The sequence below is a fragment of the Oceanobacillus halotolerans genome, assembly GCF_010993955.1.
GTDB classification, from domain to species: domain Bacteria; phylum Bacillota; class Bacilli; order Bacillales; family Amphibacillaceae; genus Oceanibacillus_A; species Oceanibacillus_A halotolerans.
Window position 1 is genome coordinate 18,245 of the sequence record NZ_WIXL01000011.1, and the last position, 20,480, is coordinate 38,724.

At 37.7% G+C, this 20,480-nt stretch carries 18 protein-coding genes and 1 riboswitch; of the genes, 9 read left to right on the forward strand and 9 right to left on the reverse strand.

Translation table 11 applies throughout. The features are described 5' to 3' along the window. Positions 1-139: 139 nt before the first annotated feature. The gene (locus GHC26_RS12065) at positions 140-1,105 is read right to left on the reverse strand and encodes an iron-hydroxamate ABC transporter substrate-binding protein (protein WP_163971523.1); all 966 of its coding nucleotides are present in this window, start codon (positions 1,103-1,105) and stop codon (positions 140-142) included. A gap of 114 nt (positions 1,106-1,219) precedes the next feature. On the opposite strand from GHC26_RS12065, the gene GHC26_RS12070 reads away from it, so the two are divergent. From GHC26_RS12070 to GHC26_RS12080, 3 genes are read left to right on the forward strand one after another with little or no spacing between them, the layout of a single operon-like run. After that, positions 1,220-2,233 carry a FecCD family ABC transporter permease gene (locus GHC26_RS12070; protein ID WP_163971524.1) on the forward strand — a complete coding sequence of 338 codons (1,014 nt, stop codon included), beginning with the start codon at positions 1,220-1,222 and terminating at the stop codon, positions 2,231-2,233. 2 nt (positions 2,234-2,235) lie between these two features. Next, complete coding sequence (locus tag GHC26_RS12075) at positions 2,236-3,258, forward strand: FecCD family ABC transporter permease (protein WP_163971525.1); 1,023 nt, start codon at positions 2,236-2,238, stop codon at positions 3,256-3,258. 18 nt (positions 3,259-3,276) lie between these two features. Further along, a complete protein-coding gene (locus tag GHC26_RS12080) occupies positions 3,277-4,284 on the forward strand; it encodes an NAD(P)/FAD-dependent oxidoreductase (protein WP_163971526.1) in 1,008 nt (335 codons plus the stop codon). Between the two features lie 462 nt (positions 4,285-4,746). Here GHC26_RS12080 and GHC26_RS12085 read toward each other — a convergent pair whose 3' ends face one another. The 5 genes from GHC26_RS12085 to GHC26_RS12105 all read right to left on the reverse strand — a co-directional run bounded on the left by GHC26_RS12085 (position 4,747) and on the right by GHC26_RS12105 (position 11,168). After that, a complete protein-coding gene (locus GHC26_RS12085) occupies positions 4,747-6,216 on the reverse strand; it encodes an o-succinylbenzoate--CoA ligase (protein WP_163971527.1) in 1,470 nt (489 codons plus the stop codon). Positions 6,217-6,372: 156 nt separating this feature from the next. Next, on the reverse strand, positions 6,373-7,191 hold the full coding sequence (menB, locus tag GHC26_RS12090) for a 1,4-dihydroxy-2-naphthoyl-CoA synthase (protein WP_163971528.1): 819 nt from the start codon (positions 7,189-7,191) through the stop codon (positions 6,373-6,375). 37 nt (positions 7,192-7,228) lie between these two features. Continuing rightward, the gene (gene menH, locus GHC26_RS12095; protein WP_163971529.1) at positions 7,229-8,032 is read right to left on the reverse strand and encodes a 2-succinyl-6-hydroxy-2,4-cyclohexadiene-1-carboxylate synthase; all 804 of its coding nucleotides are present in this window, start codon (positions 8,030-8,032) and stop codon (positions 7,229-7,231) included. An 11-nt stretch (positions 8,033-8,043) separates the two neighbouring features. After that, a complete protein-coding gene (gene menD, locus GHC26_RS12100) occupies positions 8,044-9,780 on the reverse strand; it encodes a 2-succinyl-5-enolpyruvyl-6-hydroxy-3-cyclohexene-1-carboxylic-acid synthase (RefSeq protein ID WP_163971530.1) in 1,737 nt (578 codons plus the stop codon). 2 nt (positions 9,781-9,782) lie between these two features. Beyond that, complete coding sequence (locus tag GHC26_RS12105) at positions 9,783-11,168, reverse strand: isochorismate synthase (RefSeq protein ID WP_163971531.1); 1,386 nt, start codon at positions 11,166-11,168, stop codon at positions 9,783-9,785. Positions 11,169-11,355: 187 nt separating this feature from the next. On the opposite strand from GHC26_RS12105, the gene GHC26_RS12110 reads away from it, so the two are divergent. Beyond that, a complete protein-coding gene (locus GHC26_RS12110) occupies positions 11,356-12,297 on the forward strand; it encodes a 1,4-dihydroxy-2-naphthoate polyprenyltransferase (RefSeq protein ID WP_163971532.1) in 942 nt (313 codons plus the stop codon). 14 nt (positions 12,298-12,311) lie between these two features. Continuing rightward, entirely contained in the window at positions 12,312-12,707 is a 396-nt protein-coding gene (locus GHC26_RS12115) for a hotdog fold thioesterase (protein WP_163971533.1), read from the forward strand. A 1,048-nt stretch (positions 12,708-13,755) separates the two neighbouring features. Here the strand turns inward: GHC26_RS12115 and GHC26_RS12120 are convergent. Next, positions 13,756-14,340, reverse strand: a complete 585-nt coding sequence (locus GHC26_RS12120; RefSeq protein WP_163971605.1) for an ECF transporter S component — start codon at positions 14,338-14,340, stop codon at positions 13,756-13,758. A gap of 171 nt (positions 14,341-14,511) precedes the next feature. Continuing rightward, positions 14,512-14,657: riboswitch (FMN riboswitch) on the reverse strand. A 259-nt stretch (positions 14,658-14,916) separates the two neighbouring features. Continuing rightward, the gene (locus GHC26_RS12125) at positions 14,917-15,975 is read right to left on the reverse strand and encodes a M20/M25/M40 family metallo-hydrolase (protein ID WP_163971534.1); all 1,059 of its coding nucleotides are present in this window, start codon (positions 15,973-15,975) and stop codon (positions 14,917-14,919) included. Positions 15,976-16,176: 201 nt separating this feature from the next. Between GHC26_RS12125 and GHC26_RS12130 the strand changes: the two genes are divergently transcribed. Together GHC26_RS12130 and GHC26_RS12135 are read left to right on the forward strand one after the other, a co-directional pair. Continuing rightward, positions 16,177-16,740, forward strand: coding sequence for a thioredoxin family protein (locus tag GHC26_RS12130; RefSeq protein WP_163971535.1), 564 nt, complete (start codon positions 16,177-16,179; stop codon positions 16,738-16,740). 324 nt (positions 16,741-17,064) lie between these two features. Continuing rightward, positions 17,065-18,069 (forward strand): potassium channel family protein, encoded by a 1,005-nt coding sequence (locus GHC26_RS12135; RefSeq protein WP_318937005.1) that lies wholly within the window; start codon positions 17,065-17,067, stop codon positions 18,067-18,069. Here the strand turns inward: GHC26_RS12135 and GHC26_RS12140 are convergent. Then, positions 18,049-18,462: a YugN family protein gene (locus GHC26_RS12140; protein WP_163971536.1), complete on the reverse strand. Its 414-nt coding sequence runs from the start codon at positions 18,460-18,462 to the stop codon at positions 18,049-18,051. The genes GHC26_RS12135 and GHC26_RS12140 overlap by 21 nt on opposite strands. A gap of 109 nt (positions 18,463-18,571) precedes the next feature. On the opposite strand from GHC26_RS12140, the gene yugI reads away from it, so the two are divergent. Together yugI and GHC26_RS12150 are read left to right on the forward strand one after the other, a co-directional pair. Beyond that, the gene (gene yugI / locus GHC26_RS12145) at positions 18,572-18,946 is read left to right on the forward strand and encodes a S1 domain-containing post-transcriptional regulator GSP13 (protein WP_163971537.1); all 375 of its coding nucleotides are present in this window, start codon (positions 18,572-18,574) and stop codon (positions 18,944-18,946) included. Between the two features lie 163 nt (positions 18,947-19,109). Next, entirely contained in the window at positions 19,110-20,459 is a 1,350-nt protein-coding gene (locus GHC26_RS12150) for a glucose-6-phosphate isomerase (RefSeq protein ID WP_163971538.1), read from the forward strand. Positions 20,460-20,480 lie beyond the last annotated feature (21 nt).

Genomic DNA, 20,480 nt, shown 5'->3' on the forward strand with positions numbered 1-20,480 from the left:
TACAGTTGCATAAGCAACTAATACTATATGAAACGTTCGTTTAATTTGAATGTATTATCTTAAGTATATTGGGTAATGGCTTAATAGTCAATGATAATCGTTTTCATTTATTCCAAATGTGAACATCCTATGGTTTATCTTATTCATTACCGATGACGTCTAGTACAGCATCGATTGTTTTTTCAGAGGCAATTACCCCTTTATTTGTCCAATTGCTTGGATCCTCCATAATATATACTTGATCATTTTGTGCTGCAGGTGTATTTTTCCATACAGAACTATTTTCTAACGTATCTACACCTTGTTCGCCTTCTTCAGCTAATAAAAAGACATGATCTGCATCCAATTCAGATAGCTTTTCAAGCGAAATGGGATTCCACTGTGCCTCAGCCTCTCCTAGTGATTCAACTAAAGATGGTACATTTACCCCAAGTTCATTATAAATCACGTCCATACTGTGACGGTCTTTTTCAAATAAGAAGAACTCATCTCCAGTTGCCCAAATAGCTGCAATGGTTTCTCCGTTTAGTGCTTCTTCCAACTCCTTACTAGCGGTTGCAACTTTATCTTCGTAGTTCGCTAATGCTTCTTCTGCTTCAGTCTCCTTACCTAACAAAGTACCAAATACTTCGAGTTGGTTTCGCCAACTTGTCGTTGTTTCTTCTTTCATTACATAGGTAGGTGCAATTTTGTTATAATCATCATATGTGCCTTCATAACTATCAAGGTTATGCTCTAAGATAATCAAGTCTGGTTCATGCTGTAAAACTTGTTCTAAAGGCATATTCCATTCAATTGGGGGAATATCTTGTAAATCCGTTTCTAAGTAATCTTGTATAGATTCGCCGATTGCCCATTTCGCAACAGGAGTTACACCAAGGGCAAGTAATGCGTCTTCATGATATGGAGCAATGACACGATCTATTTCACTAGGTACCGTAAATTCGCCCATTTCAGAATCTAATGTGATGGAATCGGATTCATTTTTCGTATCATTTGTTTCATCCTGTTCAGTTTCATCATCACTTCCACAAGCTGTAAGTGCAAGTAATAAAATACTGATTACTAATAGTCCTAATCCGTAAAATGTTTTATATGACTTCATATGTATTCCTCCTATATGTTATAATTTATATCGCTAACTAGGTAAATGATAATCATTTTCAATTATAAAGTCAATTTTTTTTCGACTATTTTTCAAACAAATTAGGAGAAAGCTATGTTATCTCAAATTAATCATTCACCCATTTTAAAAATACTTATCAATCTGATTGCATTAAGCTTTTTATTTATATCGATAGCTGGTTCGATTGCAGTAGGTGCAGTAGATATTGACATTACCACTGTTTGGCAAGCACTTGTATCGTTTGATCCAAGTATTAATGCACATCAAATCATTCAGGAACTGCGATTGCCTCGTGCAATTGCTGCTGCTTTAGTTGGTGCATTTTTAGCAGTTTCTGGCGCGATTATGCAAGGAATGACAAGGAACCCATTAGCATCTCCTTCCATTATGGGGGTAACAGATGGTGCTGCTTTTGCACTTGTTATTACCCTAGCTTTTTTTCCAACTGTTTCTAGCTTTGGATCTGTTGCTTCTGGATTTATTGGAGCTGGTATAGCCACAACCCTTGTATTTATGATTGGAACCTTTTCCAAAGGTGGTTTAACCCCTGTGAAATTAGCTTTAGGTGGGGTAGCAATTGGTACCATGCTAAGCTCCATGTCATCCATGATCGCGCTACACTTCCAACTAGAAAAAGAGTTAGGCTTTTGGCTTGCAGGAGGCCTTTCTGGTACAAATTGGAATTCTGTTATAATTTTAATAGCTTCAGGAGTAATTGGACTAGCCTTGGCTATCGGAATTTCTAAGTCCATTACTGTCCTTAGCTTAGGTGAAGATATCGCAGTAGGGCTGGGCCAAAATAATCAGCGTATTAAAATAATAGCGATCCTTTCTGTATTAATCTTAACTGGAGCAGCTGTCTCCATTGCAGGTGCTGTTGGGTTTGTAGGTCTTATTGTCCCACACATTACACGTTTTATTATGGGGACAGATTATCGCTGGATTGTACCATCATCTGCCATATTTGGTTCTCTTTTACTAGTCTTATCCGATATTATGGCACGTATGGTTAATGCACCATATGAAACACCTGTAGGCGCAATCACCTCCCTAATTGGCGTTCCTTTCTTTCTTTACTTAGCTCGTGGTAGTGGAGGTGGAAAATAATCATGAGGCGATTAGAAGGACTTAAACGACAGAGATTTATACCAATAGTGGTGTCACTTATTTTACTAATCTTCATCATGTTATTTGTTAGCTTAAGTACTGGCGTCATTCAAATTATGCCAATGGATGTCATCAAAACATTAATGAATAATGGTACAGATCGACAAGAGTTAGTACTTTTTGATTTCCGTTTACCTGGAATCATTCTAGCCATTTTAATCGGTGCAGGCCTTGCTGTTTCAGGAGCCATTTTACAAGGTATTACCAAAAACGAGCTTGCCGATCCTGGTATTCTGGGGATTAATACTGGTGCAGGTTTGAGTGTTGTTTTATTTATTTTCTTTTTCCAAAATAGTTTAGATACATCTAGTACATTATCCATCTTCATCATGCCTGTATTTGCACTATTTGGAGCAGTTTTTGCTGCCATCTTAATTTACACAATTGCATGGAAAAAAGGGGTCAACCCGATTCGCCTTATATTAGTTGGGATAGGTGTTAATGCTGGATTTAGTGCATTTTTAATGATTTTTCAATTAAAAATGGATCCACAGGACTTCCGCCAAGCAACTGTTTGGTTATCTGGAGATATTTGGAATGCAAATTGGACCTTTGTTGCTGCACTATTACCATGGATGATTATTTTAATTCCGTTAGCACTACAGAAAGCCAATGCACTAAATGTATTACACTTAGGGGACGATATAGCATCAGGACTTGGTACTCGGGTAGAACATGAGAGAAGAATATTACTGCTTATTGCCGTTGCCTTAGCTGGAGCGTCTGTTGCAGCAGGTGGAGGAATTGCCTTTTTAGGTCTAGTTGTTCCACATATTGCGCGAAAACTAATTGGTCCTTTGCATCAATATTTAATTCCTATTTCGGCTTTAATTGGTGCATTACTCTTAATGGTCGCAGATACGATTGGAAAAAATATACTATCCCCAACAGAAGTTCCAGTTGGGATCATTGTTGCGATCTTAAGTGCACCCTATTTTGTCTACTTACTAATGAAAACGAGATAACATCAGGGAGGATTTAAAATGACCCAAAATCTTGAAATATACGATACAACCATTGTTGGTGGGGGTCCTATCGGATTATTCACAGCTTTTTACAGTGGAATGAGAGAAATGAAAACAAAAGTAATTGAATATCTCCCATTCCTTGGTGGGAAAGTTCCCTATTTTTACCCAGAAAAAATTATTCGCGATGTCGGTGGAATTCCAGAAATATCTGGGGAGAAATTTACCGAAAATCTAATTAAACAAGCCAAAACATTTGATCCTACTATCATCTTAGAACAGCAAATCACAGAAATGGAAAAGTTAGAGGACGGGACCTTTCTTTTAAAAAGTGCAAATGGAGATATACATCATACCAAAACAGTTATTTTGGCAACTGGATTCGGCGCATTAAAATCCATCAAACTTACCCTCCCAGATGCTGAAAAATATGAAAATAATAGTGTACATTATACGATTCATAAATTAGCAAGTTATAAAGGAAAAAAGGTGCTTATCTCAGGAGGTGGCAACTCAGCTGTCGATTGGGCAAATGAACTAGAACCAATTGCAGATAGGGTAACGCTTGTTTATCGAAAAACTACTTTTCCAGGGATCGAAAGCAATGTAACGAAGATGATGAATTCTACAGTACAAGTACTGAATCCATATGAGGTTATAGAATTAAAAGGTCATGATGATCAACTAACCAGCGTTATGACGAAACATGTTGAGTCTAATACGAAAAAAGAAATACCAATCGATGCTATGATTGTGAATCATGGGTTCCAAATTGATCTGGGGTCTATTGCAGACTGGGGTATGCAAATGCAAAATGGTGCCATTCAAGTAGACAATAAAATGGCAACGAGTATACCAGGTATATTCGCAGTGGGCGATATTGCTACCTATGACGGTAAGTTAAACCTGATTGCAGGTGGATTTAATGAGGGTCCTATTGCAGTTAACCATGCCAAATTACATATATCACCCACCGATTCATTGAAGCCAATCTATTCCACAAATTATGAGCCTTTTGTTAATTAGGCGCTTTTCACATACTCGGTATCTCCTTACCATCACATTTTATAATATAATACCGCCTGATTCCATATCAGGCGGTATTTTTTCACCAGGAAAGCATTAGAAAACCGAATACATTCGCTATAGGACGAGCGAATGCGAGTTATTCTAAAACGAAAACCGTTTCAGCTTACAATTAAACCTGCTTATCTGAGAAATCTTTTTGTTACTATTTGCAAATTTGGCACTGATGAGTCGGCTCTGTTTCTTTTTGTTGCTTTTCTTCCTAGTTTGGGCACTGAGGACCATGCACTGTTATCTTTTTTGAATTTTCTTGCTGGTTCAGCCACTAAGAAGAAAACCTTATCTTTTCTTACAAAAAGGCTGTTTTCTAAAAGATTGTTGCTTTCTAGTATATAAAACTCTCTACGACGCATAATATAGATTTATGCGACGTAGAGAACAACAAATACAAAAAGAGTCTTCTTATACCTCGTATCCATCCTTATTAATCAAGTCTATTAGCTTCCCTCTAACTAACTTGTTAGAAGCATTCCGTGGCAGCTCTTCTACAAAATACAATTGCTTTGGAATCTTATATTTTGCTAAATGCTCTTCTGCATATTGATAAATAGCTTCTTTGTCGATAGACTTTCGTAGAACAATAAATGCGACAGGAATTTTCCCCCATTGTTTATCCTCTATTCCTGTTACACCTACTTCCTTTATTTCCTCCATACCAGTAAGAACACTTTCGATTTCAGATGGATAGATATTTTCTCCACCTGAAATAATCAAATCCTTGCGACGATCCACGACATATAAAAAGCCATCCTTGTCAACATAACCTAAATCGCCTGTTTTCAACCATCCATTTTGTATAGCCTTTTCTGTTGCTTGTTCATTACGGAAATAGCCATTCGTAACCATTGGACCTTTTACCGTTATTTCCCCGATCCCATCCACATTTGGATCGGAAATTTTTAATTGTGCTGGCATTAACGGTTTCCCTGCAGAACCAACCTTTTGAAAAGCATCTGTCGGACTAAGGGTTACAATCTGAGATGCTGTTTCTGTCATGCCATACGTTTGGAATATAGGAACTTGCTTTTTCTTTGCTTTTTCCAGTAATGGTTTTGGAGCAGAGCCACCCCCTAGTAACATACAGCGAAACGTCTTCGGATAAGATGTTCCCTCTGGAAGCTTTTCTAATAATTGTTGACACATTACTGTGACAACCGAAACAGTGGTCACTCCTCGATTCATGATCGCATCATGAACATAATTTGCTTCAAATTTTTCCAATAAATAAACAGGCATTCCATAAATAACACTTCTCATTAAAATGGATAATCCCGAGACATGGAATAACGGTAAAGTAGCCAGCCATTTATCTTGATCATCAATACCTAAATTCAACACAGACCCTATCGCACTCCACCAATGATTCCCATATGTATGGACAACCCCTTTTGGAAAACCAGTTGTGCCTGATGTATACATAATGGTGAATGTATCTTCTAAGGCCAATTCTGCACATAAGGTAATATTTGTTTCTGGTTGCAATTCAATCTCTTGAAAGGTTTTGACCTTCTCTACATCCAGTTGCTTTGCATCCTGTAGTAATTCTTTTCCACATAATAGTGTAAACACATTTGCATCATTAATTTGATAATTTAGTTCGTTTTTCGTTAATCGTGTGTTCAATAAAACACCTATTGCACCCAGATAACTTAAGGCATGTATTGTAACAACCATCTGTACCTGATTAGTCGACAAAATACCAATATGGGCTCCCTTTCCTACCCCGATAGTAGCTAACTTTTTTGCAAATTGCTGACTCATTTCTTTTAACCCAGAGAAAGTTATCGTTGTCCCATCACAGTGTTCAATAGCGGTTTTATCTGGTGCTAAATCTGCTTGTTTGGTTAACCAATGTGGGATTGTTTCAGCCATCTATATGTTTCTCCTTTCATCATCCTACATTAGAAAAATCGGCTTTTCTCCATGCCTTTATGGCAAAAACCTTAGCTGCACTTATGCAGTAGGAAAGTTTATAATATCCTATCTACCATGGAAAAACCTTTGCCAAAAGCAAAGGTTTTTGTTCTTCTATGGAAAGCGTGGAAATTGTTTAAAGTCAGGTTTTCTTTTTTCTTTAAATGCATCTCTTCCTTCTTTTGCTTCATCTGTTGTGTAATAAAGAAGTGTCGCATCTCCACCCATTTGCTGTAGTCCTGCTAATCCATCTGTATCTGCATTGAAGGAAGCTTTTAGGAAACGTAGTGCTGTCGGTGATTTTTCCAGCATTTCCTCACACCATTGAATGGTTTCTTCTTCTATTTTTTCTAGTGGGACAACCGTATTAACAAGTCCCATTTCATAGGCTTCCTCTGCGTTGTATTGACGGCATAAATACCAAATTTCACGAGCTCGCTTATGTCCAACCATACGTGCTAATAGTCCTGCACCATACCCAGCATCAAAGCTACCTACTTTTGGTCCAGTTTGGCCAAAGATGGCGTTATCTGCAGCAATGGTTAAATCACAAACAACATGAAGAACATGTCCACCACCAATTGCATATCCCGAAACCATGGCAACAACTGGCTTTGGAATAGTACGGATTAATCGTTGTAAATCCAATACATTTAGGCGAGGTACTTGATCTTCTCCAACATACCCGCCATGGCCTCGTACAGATTGGTCTCCTCCAGAACAAAATGCTTTGTCACCCGCTCCCGCTAACACAATGACACCAATTGATGAATCATCTCTAGCATCGGCAAATGCATCAATCATTTCATTCACTGTTAGCGGTGTAAATGCATTGCGCTTTTCTGGTCGATTTATCGTTACTTTTGCAATTCCATTGTATTTTTCATAAATAATTTCTTGATAATCTCGAGCATTTTCCCATTGAACTGTCATATTTAATTTCCTCCTTTTGTCACTCTTATGTATTATCTTATTGGTTGTTCTTCAAAAACTCTGTTACTAGTTTATCAAAAAAAGCTGGTTGTTCCACATGAATTGCATGGCCACTTTTCTCTACCATTTTTAATGTACTATTGGGGAACACTTTTTGCATCTCAACATTGATCTTGATAAACTTGTGATCCATTTCACCTACTAATAATAGTACAGGTCTTACAAAAGTTTGTAAATCATTCCACCATGACGGCTGTTTTCCTGTACCCATATAGCATAGAGATTGTGCCAATCCTGCTTCATCTTGTTCTAGGCGTTCCATTCGTATAGCTGCTTGGATATTTTCTGGTAATTGCTTTTGGGTAGCAAACAATGGAATGTTTTCCCAAAAATCGACAAACGCAATGATTCCCTCTCTCGTAATCTTGGAAGCTAATTTATCATCACGTTCGATCCGAGCCATTCGTTCCTCAGATGTTGATAAACCGGGGGAGGCACTCTCTAATATCAATGATCGAACATGATTCGGATATAGCATGGCAAACGACAAAGCTGTTCGACCTCCCATAGAATACCCTAACAGATGGACAGATTCTAATTGCAAATGATCAAGTAACTGGCGCAGGTCCTCACAACAATCCTCCATTGATCTTGGATGTTCTACCTTTGTCTTCCCATGACCTGGTAAATCGACCGTAATGACTTGAAATGACGCTTGCCAACTTGTAAGAAATGAACTCCAAGTCTGGCTTGTTCCTGTAAATCCATGTAGACAAACAACTGGAACCCCTTCGCCATGTACTTCATACCAATAGTTTGCATCATTCAGCGAAAAATACAAAACATTCGCCCTCACTTCGTTAAAATTTCTTGTTCAATTGCCTGCCATTTTTCTTGATGCCATTTCCTATTCGTCTCTCGATCTGTTTTGACTTCAATAACGGAAAATCCATTGTGTTGATAGCTTTCTGCGAGTTCCTCTTTTAATTGGCCTTCCGTTTTTGCCAGACGATATTCACCACCATACATGTTAATAGCCTGTTGAAAGTCAATATCTAATGGTGTCCCAAACAAGGCTTCAAAATGTTTGGTTGATGTTGCTTGTGGAAGAAATGAAAAGATTCCACCACCATTATTATTAATTAATACGATCGTGATATTTATGCCGTAATGTTTGGCAGCTAATAAGCCGTTCATATCATGGAAGAATGATAGATCTCCTAGTAACAATGTAACAGCTTGATCTGATGCTGCTGCTGCACCAACCCCACTAGAAATCATGCCATCAATTCCATTAGCACCACGATTTCCTAATATAGTCAATTTTTTATCTGTTGTCATAAAAAAGGTATCGAGATCCCTTATTGCCATACTGTTCCCTACATAAAGGCTACTTTTATCTGGAATAACGTCCATCAATCCTCTAACTGCTTCCCCTTCTGTAATCTCTGACTGCGACCGTTGAAGCAAGTGTTTTTTTGCAATTTGATTGTAGCTTATCCATTGTTCTACCCATTTTTGATTACCATGAATGGTATGGGAAAAAGTACTTAAATCACGACAAAACTGTGTTGAATTAGCAACGATAATTTCGGTTTGATTTCCAGCTGGTTCTCGATAGCCAATATGATCTTCTACAATAAACTGTGGGACTTCCTCGTTTTCTTTTATATAAAACAAGTATGCTTTGGATACAGGCATTGCACCAAATCGAATAACAAAATCAGGTATTAATTGTTCACGGATTGATTGATTACGCAAAAAGGCATCATAGCCTTCAATAATCAAGTCCTTCTCATGATTACCAGCACGTATTTGTGAAAGTGGGTCAGCTAATATAGGAACATTCCACTTTTCAGCTAGTTGTGTGATTGCATCTCCTAATTCCTCATCAACTTGTGGTCCACATACAAAAATTCCATTTTCTTTGGATTGTAATTTTTCCAAGAGTAGGTTTAATTGTTCCTCATGTAATCGATTGTTCCCAGGAATTGTTTCATGAAAAGGTGACGTATTCTTCTTTTCCCATACCCCTTCTAACGAAAAATCAGGTACCAGCGGTTCTCGGAATGGAAAATTCAAATGAACAGCACCTGCATTTCCTTCTTGTGCCATATACACTGCTCGTGATGCTTTACTTCGTGCATATGCTAGCATGGACGGACTTGCTTCTGGTAAAGCCATCTCTTCAAACCATTTGACATGTTCTCCATATAGTTTCACTTGGTCAATTGCTTGTGGAGCACCAACATCCCGCAACTCATGTGGCCTGTCTGCTGTTAATATAATAAGTGGCACCCTACTATAACGTGCTTCTATAATGGCTGGAAAGTAATTAGCAGTTGCCGTTCCTGAGCTACATATCAACGTAACAGGCCGTTTGGATTGTTTCGCCATTCCTAAAGCAAAAAAAGCTGCAGAGCGTTCATCAATCACAACCCACTCTTTCAGCTCTGGATGCTCTGTGGCGGTTAATGCTAATGGAGTTGATCGGGAACCAGGGGAAATGACAATATCCGTCACCCCATTTTGATATAGTTCACTTATGAAACTCGTTACATAATAGGTTAAATTTTCGGTATAATTCATCATTATTCTCCTAATACAGCTAACATTGGTGAAAACTTAATATTAGTTTCTTCATATTCTGTCTCTGGATCTGAGTCTGCTACAATACCACACCCTGCAAATAAGGATGCATGATCACCTTGTATCAAACTAGACCGAATTGCTACTGCAAATTCGCCATTTTCGTTATGATCTAACCATCCAATTGGTGCACCATACCAACCTCTATCAAGTAACTCCTGCTCTCTAATAAAATCCAATGCTACATTTCTTGGAGCCCCACCTAATGCGGGTGTTGGGTGTAGCTTTTTCATTACTTGAAAAATACTATGTTCTTCTTTCAGTGTTGCCGCTACTGGTGTGAACAAATGGTGCATGTTTCGTAGTGAGTAAACAATCGGTTCTTCTGGAATCTCAATTGCTTCACATGAAGACATTACTGCTTGTTTTATCATTTGGACAACATAATCATGCTCTTGACGGTTTTTAGAATCATACCAGAGTTGTTCACTTATTGCTTCGTCTTCTTCTTTTGTTTTCCCTCTAGGAGCTGTACCTGCTAAACATGCAGAAAACAACTGATTCTCCTCCAGCTTCACTAATCGTTCTGGAGTGGCTCCTACAAAACAACGATCCTCTTTTTCAAATGCAAATACATAGCTAGTTTCTTGTGTAGCCATTAATCGTTGTAAGACAGCTGCGATGTTCGCTTGTTTCGTTAACGTTAATTGTAACTCTCTAGCAAGTACAATTTTTTCGGCTTTTTTTTGCTTCATCATCTCTGTTGCTTGTTGCACTGTTTTTTTCCATTTAGCTGGTTCTACTTCTAGCTTCTCTTTTATGCTAAAATCAGCATTTATCTCACTGGTGTTTTCAAGTAAGTTCGACTCAACATCTCTTATTTCTTTAGCTAATTGATTTGGATCATCTGTCTTTTTCACGTGACGTGTAATTGTAAAGTAATAGGTATCTTCCTGCTTCGTCAATAAATAAGCCGGTACTGTAAAATGACTTGGATGGAAATGGTTCCACAGATCTGTTGATTGCTTCTCTGGGTCAAACGACATCCCGCCTATTATAACAACACCTGTACCTGGTGCTTGGTAGGGGTTATAAGCCTTCACATGTTGCAACAGATTCGTCCACTTATCCTCGGTCATATCAAAGACAGCTTCTTCAGCAATAATGTCATAAGCATTTCCTACACTAGCCAGCGTGAAATGGTCTTTTGGACTTGTCCAAAACATTCGATTATTTCCTAGTTGTTTAGCATTCGCAAAGAATTGTACAGGTTCTATTGCATCTATCTTTTTCGTTATAGCCACTAATTGAATATCGTCCTGTGCACCTATTTGGTTTATAGCATCCTGAAATATATGTTCCATCGTTTGTTCTTGTACCTCTATCATTTATGTAACCTCCGTAACAAACATACCGATTATCATAGACTATAATCTATTTTAATGCCATTTTTATGGATTCTCAAGAACTGAGAACCGAGATTAGAATGTTATCCACAAATTAGGGAATTGACACCTTTTAGGGAATTCTCTAAACTTGATATGATATAGATTCAACTCTAGGAGGAGAACTTCCATGGAATCGAATGATAATCATTCAAACATAAAAAAAGCATTAAATGAAAAGAGTGGCTTTCAAGTTTGGTGGCGCTTATTAAGGCCTCATACCTTAACGGCTTCCTTTATCCCAGTATTCGTTGGTACTATGATAGCATATATGGATGGTTCTATTCATTTTTTCGTATTTTTAGCAATGTTAATAGCATCTATGCTTATCCAAAGTGCTACCAACATGTTTAACGAATATTACGACTTTGTCCGTGGATTAGATACAGAGGAGTCAGTTGGAATTGGCGGAACCATTGTCCGAGATGGAGTCGCACCTAAAACCATTTTACGCTTAGCACTAATTTTCTTTGGAATTTCCATTTTGCTAGGGGTATATATATGCATAATGTCTAGTTGGTGGATTGCAGTGATTGGCTTAATTTGTATGTTATTTGGTTATTTATATACTGGCGGACCATTTCCAATTGCCTATACACCGTTTGGGGAGCTGTTTTCAGGATTCTTTATGGGAACGGTTATTATAGGGATTAGCTATTATATCCAAACGGACGTACTAACTGGAGATGTTATTTGGCTATCCATCCCGATCGCCATTTTCATTGGAACGATTATGCTGTCCAATAATATCCGTGATTTAGATGGAGATAAAGAGAGTGGCCGTAAAACCATTGCTATTTTACTAGGAAGAGAAAATGCCATTACTTTCTTAGCAATCTTATTTATTAGTGCTTACACCTTAACACTCATTTTTATCGGCTTAGGAATGTTACCAATTATTTCCATTATCACCCTAGTTAGTGCCATCAAAGCACGCCAAGTTATTAAACAATTCCGCGGAAAAACAAAACCACTGGAAATGATGCCTGCAATGGTTGCAACTGGAAAAACAAACACAATGTATGGCCTGTTGCTTGGGTTGTCATTACTTGTAGATACATTGCTGATGTAGTAGGAGGTGTACTAATGGATTTCAAACATACCTTAATGGAAGCACTAGGCATAGAAGCAGTCACCTTAGAAAAAGACATGGTTGTCATGACGATGCCTGTCGATCACCGAACCCATCAGCCAGCCCAATTTTTACATGGTGGTGCTAGTGTCGCACTTGCGGAAACGGCTGCAAGTATTGGTGCTTATTTGAATGTTGATCCAGAAAAAGAAAATGTATTTGGTATTGAAATCAATGCTAACCACATCAAAAGTAAACGTGAGGGGATTGTTACTGCAAAAGCCACTCCTCTTCATATTGGAAAATCGACCATGGTCTGGCAAGTTTCCATTACTGATGAAGAAGATCACCTAATCTGTTCATCTAGATGTACGATTGGTGTTGTTCCAAAAAAGCGTAAAAAGGATTAGAGGAAGTGTATCATCACTTTCCCTAATCCTTTTTTTAATTGTAAGTGTTCGTTACTTGATGATATGGTATATTGTACAATTCATCAATACCCTGGTTTGTAAGTAATATTATAAAAAGGTAATCAATCATACTTCTCTGTTACCAAACTGACACCAAAACTCGTTAAATGGTAACAGAACATGCCTGTCTGTTACCGAATGAATTAAAAAACGCGTTAAAAAGTCACTGATACCCCCTTCCTATTCCCTTTTCAACTGAGTAAGCCTTTAAAAAGGAATTGAGCATGCTTCTCTGTTACCGAAATAACCTACAAAAGCGATAAAAAGGAACTAATAGAAGAGATTAGCTTATTAGGAGAAATCTTAACGGCTACTAGGACGAGATAAGGGGATTAAGATCACAATGACACGACCAGGCTGTTTTACACTCTCTGTTGCTTTCTAAGGTCGCAACATCTATATGATACGTCGAAAAATTGCGCATTGTTTTCCGCTTTTGATATTAGGCAATGAGGGATAATATACTTAAATCGTTCCGGCAGAATACTTCGCTTTCACCATTGGCTTAAGTGCAACATCTATTCAAACTATTCGTTTTCATTCACAGTATCTACTTTACCATGGACACGGCCTCAGCCTCCTCGGAAGAAAATCACTTTCCTGTGGGGTCCTCAGACACGTGCTGTTCCTTCAGGAGTCGACTATCCCACGCTCCAATCAACTATCATATTAGGCAATAATAGGAATGATAATATACAAAATCAGCGGAAGAAAAATACGAAGACTCCTGCGGAAAAACGAGCCTAAGAGACCCCGCAGTGTGGGTTTCACGAGGAGGCTCGTGGGGAGTCCGCGGAAAATCTAAAGCGGTAATTATAAATTATAACTATCAGTTACTGCGCATAATATATCAACTATTCAATAAGATATATACTTGAAAAGCAGCGATCTTTTGAAAAAACAGCCTCCGACTAATACAAATAAAAACACACGTTTTTGCAATTAGACAATAACGTGTGTTTGTGTGTTTGTGTGTTTGTTTCGTTTACTATACAAATTTTGCTTGTTGTTGTTCAATCCATCTCCGCATTTTAACAAATAATGGAACAAATAACAGGCCAATAATTATTCCCTTTATAACGTTAAATGGAATAATCCCTGCTATAACAGACCACCATTTCGCTTGGTGACCCATTTCGCCCCAATCCATTAGTAAAGCATAAGCTGGCAAAATCACAAAGTAATTTAAGACTCCCATACCAAGTGCCATAATAACTGTTCCAGTGATAAGACCAGAAATAATACTTTTTACATTTTTGAACTTATGGTATAACACGCCAACTGGGACAACAAACATAACCCCTGCCAAGAAGTTAGCCGTTACACCTACAATTTCTCCTCCACCAATTGCTAGATAAAGAATATTTTTTATTCCTACTACAATCACACCTGCAAGTGGTGAGAAAATTAACGAAGCCATAATTGCTGGTACATCACTAAAATCAATTTTTAAGTAAGATGGTAGTAGTGGTAATGGAAAGTTCACGAAAAATAAAATAAGTGATACGGTTCCTAGTAATGCTAGAATGATAAGTTTTAATAATTTGGATGATTGCACATTGGATTGTTGCATCATCGATCTCCTCCTTCATCTTTTTATCGATTCACATCTCGTGATGAAGGATAAGCCTATTCCTGTAACACGTATAAAACATCAAAAACCCTAAAGCCTAATCGGGGCTTTAGGGTATACATATCCACAGGAAATAATAGGCGTACAGTATAATACACCAATTTTTCAGCTCTGCATCTTCTCCCATCCAGACTTTAACTGTCGGTCCTGGACTTGCACCAGGTCAGCCGTAAAGCAAATTTGCGATACGGGTCACGGACTTAGAGGGAATCCTCCTTACCGTCGGTCGGGAATTGCACCCTGCCCCGAAGATGGAATCGATATAATATTGTTACATTACATTATACATATCATTATTTAGTTTGAAAAGGGGTTTGCTTAAAAAAAATAAAGCTTAACTCATTCGGTGTGGGTTTTCGTCACACAGGATGTGCTAGTACTGGCGTTGCGATTGACAAGAAAAGCTACGAAAGCGACACATCGGACGAAGCAAAATTGTTTTTAGCCAGCCTGCCAGTTAACACGTGATGAGCTTCCTGTACACCTTTATTGTTATAACAAGTTAGAGCTTATTGGTTAATCATCCAATGGATTTAAACTTTCTTCCCCTGTCAAATCCGATATCATCGTTACTAACAGCTCAATCTCTTCATCAATATCTTTTAAACTAACTGTTTCGACTGGTGAATGCATATAACGTAATGGTAAGGAAACAAGTGACACGGGAACACCACGCCCTGTTAAACGCATCTTATCGGCATCCGTTCCAGTCATTCTTGGCGTTAATTCATATTGTACATCCATCCCTAATTTCCTTGCCGTACGCTCCAGCCATTTATTAATATTGCGGTTAATCGGAGCCCCTTTTGCTAATACTGGTCCTTTTTCTAACTTCACATCTCCATGTTTATTTCGATTGACGCCAGGATAATCGGTTGCAAAGGTCACGTCACAGGCGATCGCCATATCTGGTTCAATCCCAGCAGCAGCAAAATAGGCACCACCCATATTGGTCTCTTCATTCACCGTACTTGCTGCATAAACACCTACTTCACACCCCTTTTCAGATAAGCGTCTCAATACTTCAGCGACAATAAATGAACCTGTCCGATTATCTAATCCTCTTCCAGCTAAATAACGATCCATTAATACCTCAGGCTCCGTATCATAAACTGCCAAGTCCCCAATTTGTACGTACTTTTCTGCTTCCTCTTTTGATTGATAGCCACAATCAATAAACAAATCCTGCAAATCAAAATCATCTTTTAATCCACCATGATGCTGTGCATTTACACCAATAACACCTTTAACATTTCCATGAAGTCCAAGAACGTTTACCTTCATCCCAACAGCTGCTTTTGGATTTATTCCACCCATTTTATCAAAGTGTAAAAATCCATCTGCATCAACGCGATTAATCACAAGTGCAATCTCGTCACTATGACCTGCCAGCAGAACTTTAAATGGAGCATCAGGATTAAGAACCCCAATAACATTCCCTGCATGATCTGTCTTAATTTCATCGGCAAAGTCTTTTACGTACTTCATCCACTTCTTTTGAATTTCCATTTCCTGACTAGATGGGGACGGCGTATGTAATAATTCTAATAAAAATTCACGATTTACCTCTTTCATTTTTCTTCCTCCTTTTCCTTTCATCATAGCAAAAACACCGATAAATCACATTTGTTTACGATTCCCCCTCTCTACTATACACTTAAATAAACGTTATTTTCTAAAAGTTTGTTGTTGTTCAATCCCAGTATTTGTCGGTGGTACCTACTGATGACGTTAGAAAACAACGGTTTTTCGAAAGTATAGAAAGGTGTGATGGTAATGGATTTGAATCAATGGTATGTTAAAGGCATGTCAGTCGATGACTACATAGAATCGATGGAAAAACACAAAGAGAATCTGCTACACATTTATGATCATTTCACCCCACCAGCTGATGATGCATTTTTCCAACAAGTAAAAGAGAAAAACTTGCGCGTTATTATCCTGACAGAAGACTGGTGTGGCGATGCAATGCTGAATATGCCAATTCTTTTGCATATTGCAGCTAAAGGAGGTATTGACACTCGCATCTTGTTACGGGACGAGAACCTTGAATTGATGGATCAATACTTAACAAATGGAAAATCCCGTTCAATTCCAATTTTCATTTTTATAGACCAAGATGGGAATGAGGTGGCGAAATGGGGACCTCGTGCACCGAAAATCCAGCAATTTGTCGATGAGTCACGCAGCAACTTGCCTGCTAAAGATGCACCTGATTATGATGAAAAAATGAAAGAGTTATTGTTCTTTATGACTAAATCATTCCGTGACAATACAGATTTTTGGGATGAAGTGTATGAAAGTATTAGGCAAACATTACGTAACGCAATTGAGAATTGAATTACCTATTGCATGAATCCTCATTCCGCTAAATGCTAAAAAACTGTTTTTATTAGCTGAAATGGATTCCTCGTTCCGTTAAGTAGCCCAAATCGGTGGATTTTAGAGCTAAAAAGAGTTAATAACGGAACGAGGACCATCAAACAAGCTTAAAAAGCACATTTTGATACAAATAACGGAAAGAGGAACCCCCCCAAAATTGAATCAGCTCCATTTCCTTTATGTAGCACCTTATTAACCCCGTAACCAAACTTTCTCGCGTATAACCTGTTCCCATCCTTGTCCATACTATGTAAATACGAATAATAATGACAAGGTGAGAATATGAATATAAATTTTGAGTTAGTAAAAACCGTTTATTATCGAATTCCTAAAGTAATTAGATTACTAATGACCGTGTTTATCCTCATGTTTTTATTTGGGAGTGCAATTCACTTTGTTGAACCAGCACAGTTCCCCACAATCTTTGATGGAATTTGGTGGGCATTTGTAACAGGTGCTACTGTTGGTTATGGGGATTATGTTCCACTTACAGTAAGGGGCAAAATTGTTGCTGTTTTGCTATTTCTTACAGGAGGCGCATTGCTTGCCTATTATATATCCACCCTTTCTGCTGTTACAGTAGAACGTGAGCGAAATTTAGCAAAAGGGAAGATTGCATTTAGAGGGATGAATCATCTTGTTTTTATTGGCTGGAATGACCGTACACGACAACTAATTGAAATGACGACAAAAAATGAAACAGTAAAAGTCGTCTTAATTGATCGGACATTACAGCATCTTCCTAACCAAGATCATCCAGTTCATTTCATCCATGGAGATCCAGCAGAAGATGCTGTTTTAGAAAAGGCCAATATTTCTAAGGCAAAGCGAGTTGTGATCACTGCAGATATCTCCAAAAAGGAAAAACAAGCTGATAATTTAGCAATTTTAACAACCGTTGCCATTCGCGGAAATAATCCAGATGTTCCGATCATCGTAGAAATATTATCCAAATCCCAAGTAGAAAATGCATTACGTGCTGGTGCCAATACGATTATTCGTTCCAATGATTTTATGAGTGCACTACTTTTTCATGAATTACTGCGTGTCAAAACGGCAACGCCATTTGAAGATATATTACACTTACTAACGAAGCAACAATTCCATCATAGCAAGGTATCAGATAAACTTGCGGATAAAACATTTTATGAAATTGCTGCCGAGTCTTTAAAAGAACAGCGAATTATCCTGGGAATTTTACGTGGTGATGAGTGGAAAATGAATCCCTCGGGAAATCTAAAACTGCAAAAGGGAGATATTATCATTTCACTCACTCCCTGGAACTAAAATTTGCTCAACCTTTTCGAGGATTTCTCTTCCTTTATAAACATACCGATCTGGCACATTTGCATCTTTGTCAACTGGTGACTGAAACTGATTAAATGTGCCTTGTATTGGTCCATTTATTCCTTCTCTATCTGTATCTGCTTCATATTGATGTGCTAGGAGAAATGGTTTTTCCACACGAACGGTGACACCTGGATAATCTAATGATCCAGCAACAGCATAAAATGGGATACGTAAAAAGTAATAAATCCCTTGGTCGTCCATTTTTAAATCGAAATGGCCACCATCATAATCCCAATTTGAACCAATCACAAACCCTTCAGGTTTCAGTAAATCTTCTAATACATGGAGTGGATAAATCTTTTCTTCAATTACGGAGTCTAAAGGTACCACGTATCTCTTCCTTTCTTTACTTTTTTATTATCTTTTGCCTGATATCAGAATTTATGCTAAAATGTTTTATTGTGTATAAGAATCGAATAAGATATAGGAGTTGTTCAGCATGTCAGACAAGTTTGAATCTGGTCAAATATTAGAAGGAAAAGTTACAGGAATTCAACCCTACGGTGCCTTTGTTGCATTAGATGATGATAGCCAAGGGTTGGTTCATATTTCAGAAATTACACATGGATTCGTAAAGGATATTAACGAACATTTACGTGTTGGGGATCAAGTTAATGTAAAGGTACTTCATGTTGATGAAGATAGTAATAAAATTTCTTTATCAATTCGTGCAACTGAAGAAACACCAAAGAAAAATGTTCCCTCTCAAAAAAGTCAAACCATAAAACAGGAAGATAATGTTAATCCAGGATTTAATACATTAAAAGACAAACTAGAAGAATGGATTGAACAATCAAAAGAAACATCTAAATAAGTTTATTTAAAAAAAGGTTTCTCCGATTAATATGAATAACTTGTATCATATTATAGGAGAGGCCTTTTTTTAACGCTTAGATTTTCTTGAATTCAATAGGTCCTTTCGATAAAGTGAAACTTGTACATGAAAGAATGCTATATTCCTAACTAGGAGGGTCATTATGTCACATTTATCGTTTACATACGATAACGCAACACCATTTTTTTCAAACCATGAATTAGACCACTTAAAACCATACATTCGTACAGCTCACGAGCAACTACACCAAAAAACAGGGCCTGGTAATAATTTCTTAGGATGGTTAGGTTTGCCAAAGGCTTATGATAAAGAGGAATTCCAACGTATTAAAGGAGCTGCGAAGAAAATTCAACAAGACTCCGATGTACTACTTGTCATTGGTATTGGAGGATCATATTTAGGTGCTCGCGCCGCCATTGAGATGCTTACCCATTCCTTTCAAAACTTGTTATCAAAAGAACAGCGTAATACGCCACAAATTATATTTGTCGGCCATCACTTAAGCAGCACTTATATGAAAGAGCTTTTTGATATTCTCGAAAATAAAGATGTTACGATCAATGTTATTTCTAAAAGTGGGACAACCACTGAGCCAGCTATTGCATTCCGGATATTCAAGCAATTCTTACAGGATAAATACGGGACAGAAGAAGCAAAAAAACGCATTTATGCCACAACAGATAAAGAAGAAGGTGCCTTAAAGATGGTGGCAGACAAGGAAGGCTATGAAACTTTTGTTATTCCAGATGATGTAGGTGGGCGTTTTTCTGTCCTAACAGCTGTCGGTTTATTACCAATCGCGGTAAGTGGTATTTCAATTGATAATATGATGGAAGGTGCAAAACAAGCACAAAACGATTTAGAGAATCCTAATCTTTCCGATAATCCAGCTTATCAATATGCAGCAATACGCAATATCCTATACAACAAAGGAAAAACAATCGAAATGCTTGTCAATTATGAACCACATCTACAATATGTATCAGAATGGTGGAAACAACTATTTGGTGAAAGTGAAGGAAAAGATCAAAAAGGGATCTTCCCAGCCTCTGCAAATTTCACAACAGATCTCCATTCATTGGGACAATATATCCAAGATGGACGTCGTGACCTATTTGAAACGGTTTTACACGTTTCAACCTCCGCAAAAGAACTGACATTAAAAAAAGATGATCAAGATTTAGATGGACTAAATTACTTAGCGGACAAAACAATCCATGAAATTAATCAAAAGGCATATGAAGGAACATTATTAGCACATACTGATGGAGATGTTCCGAATCTTGTTATCGAACTGCCAGCACTAGATGCATATACATTTGGTTATATGGTATATTTCTTTGAAAAAGCATGTGCTATTAGTGGATACTTACTAGGTGTGAATCCGTTTGACCAACCAGGTGTCGAAGCGTACAAGAAAAATATGTTTGCACTACTAGGTAAACCTGGTTTTGAAAAAGAAAAAGAAGCATTAGAAAATCGATTGAAATAAGTAGGAGCTACGTTATGATCG

Excerpts from the sequence above, each read along its gene's own strand:
- GHC26_RS12065 (WP_163971523.1), bottom strand. The coding sequence starts at position 1,105 with ATGAAGTCATATAAAACATTTTACGGATTAGGACTATTAGTAATCAGT.
- GHC26_RS12070 (WP_163971524.1), top strand. The coding sequence starts at position 1,220 with ATGTTATCTCAAATTAATCATTCACCCATTTTAAAAATACTTATCAAT.
- GHC26_RS12075 (WP_163971525.1), top strand. The coding sequence starts at position 2,236 with ATGAGGCGATTAGAAGGACTTAAACGACAGAGATTTATACCAATAGTG.
- GHC26_RS12080 (WP_163971526.1), top strand. The coding sequence starts at position 3,277 with ATGACCCAAAATCTTGAAATATACGATACAACCATTGTTGGTGGGGGT.
- GHC26_RS12085 (WP_163971527.1), bottom strand. The coding sequence starts at position 6,216 with ATGGCTGAAACAATCCCACATTGGTTAACCAAACAAGCAGATTTAGCA.
- menB (WP_163971528.1), bottom strand. The coding sequence starts at position 7,191 with ATGACAGTTCAATGGGAAAATGCTCGAGATTATCAAGAAATTATTTAT.
- menD (WP_163971530.1), bottom strand. The coding sequence starts at position 9,780 with ATGAATTATACCGAAAATTTAACCTATTATGTAACGAGTTTCATAAGT.
- GHC26_RS12105 (WP_163971531.1), bottom strand. The coding sequence starts at position 11,168 with ATGATAGAGGTACAAGAACAAACGATGGAACATATATTTCAGGATGCT.
- GHC26_RS12110 (WP_163971532.1), top strand. The coding sequence starts at position 11,356 with ATGGAATCGAATGATAATCATTCAAACATAAAAAAAGCATTAAATGAA.
- GHC26_RS12115 (WP_163971533.1), top strand. The coding sequence starts at position 12,312 with ATGGATTTCAAACATACCTTAATGGAAGCACTAGGCATAGAAGCAGTC.
- GHC26_RS12120 (WP_163971605.1), bottom strand. The coding sequence starts at position 14,340 with ATGCAACAATCCAATGTGCAATCATCCAAATTATTAAAACTTATCATT.
- GHC26_RS12125 (WP_163971534.1), bottom strand. The coding sequence starts at position 15,975 with ATGAAAGAGGTAAATCGTGAATTTTTATTAGAATTATTACATACGCCG.
- GHC26_RS12130 (WP_163971535.1), top strand. The coding sequence starts at position 16,177 with ATGGATTTGAATCAATGGTATGTTAAAGGCATGTCAGTCGATGACTAC.
- GHC26_RS12135 (WP_318937005.1), top strand. The coding sequence starts at position 17,065 with ATGAATATAAATTTTGAGTTAGTAAAAACCGTTTATTATCGAATTCCT.
- yugI (WP_163971537.1), top strand. The coding sequence starts at position 18,572 with ATGTCAGACAAGTTTGAATCTGGTCAAATATTAGAAGGAAAAGTTACA.
- GHC26_RS12150 (WP_163971538.1), top strand. The coding sequence starts at position 19,110 with ATGTCACATTTATCGTTTACATACGATAACGCAACACCATTTTTTTCA.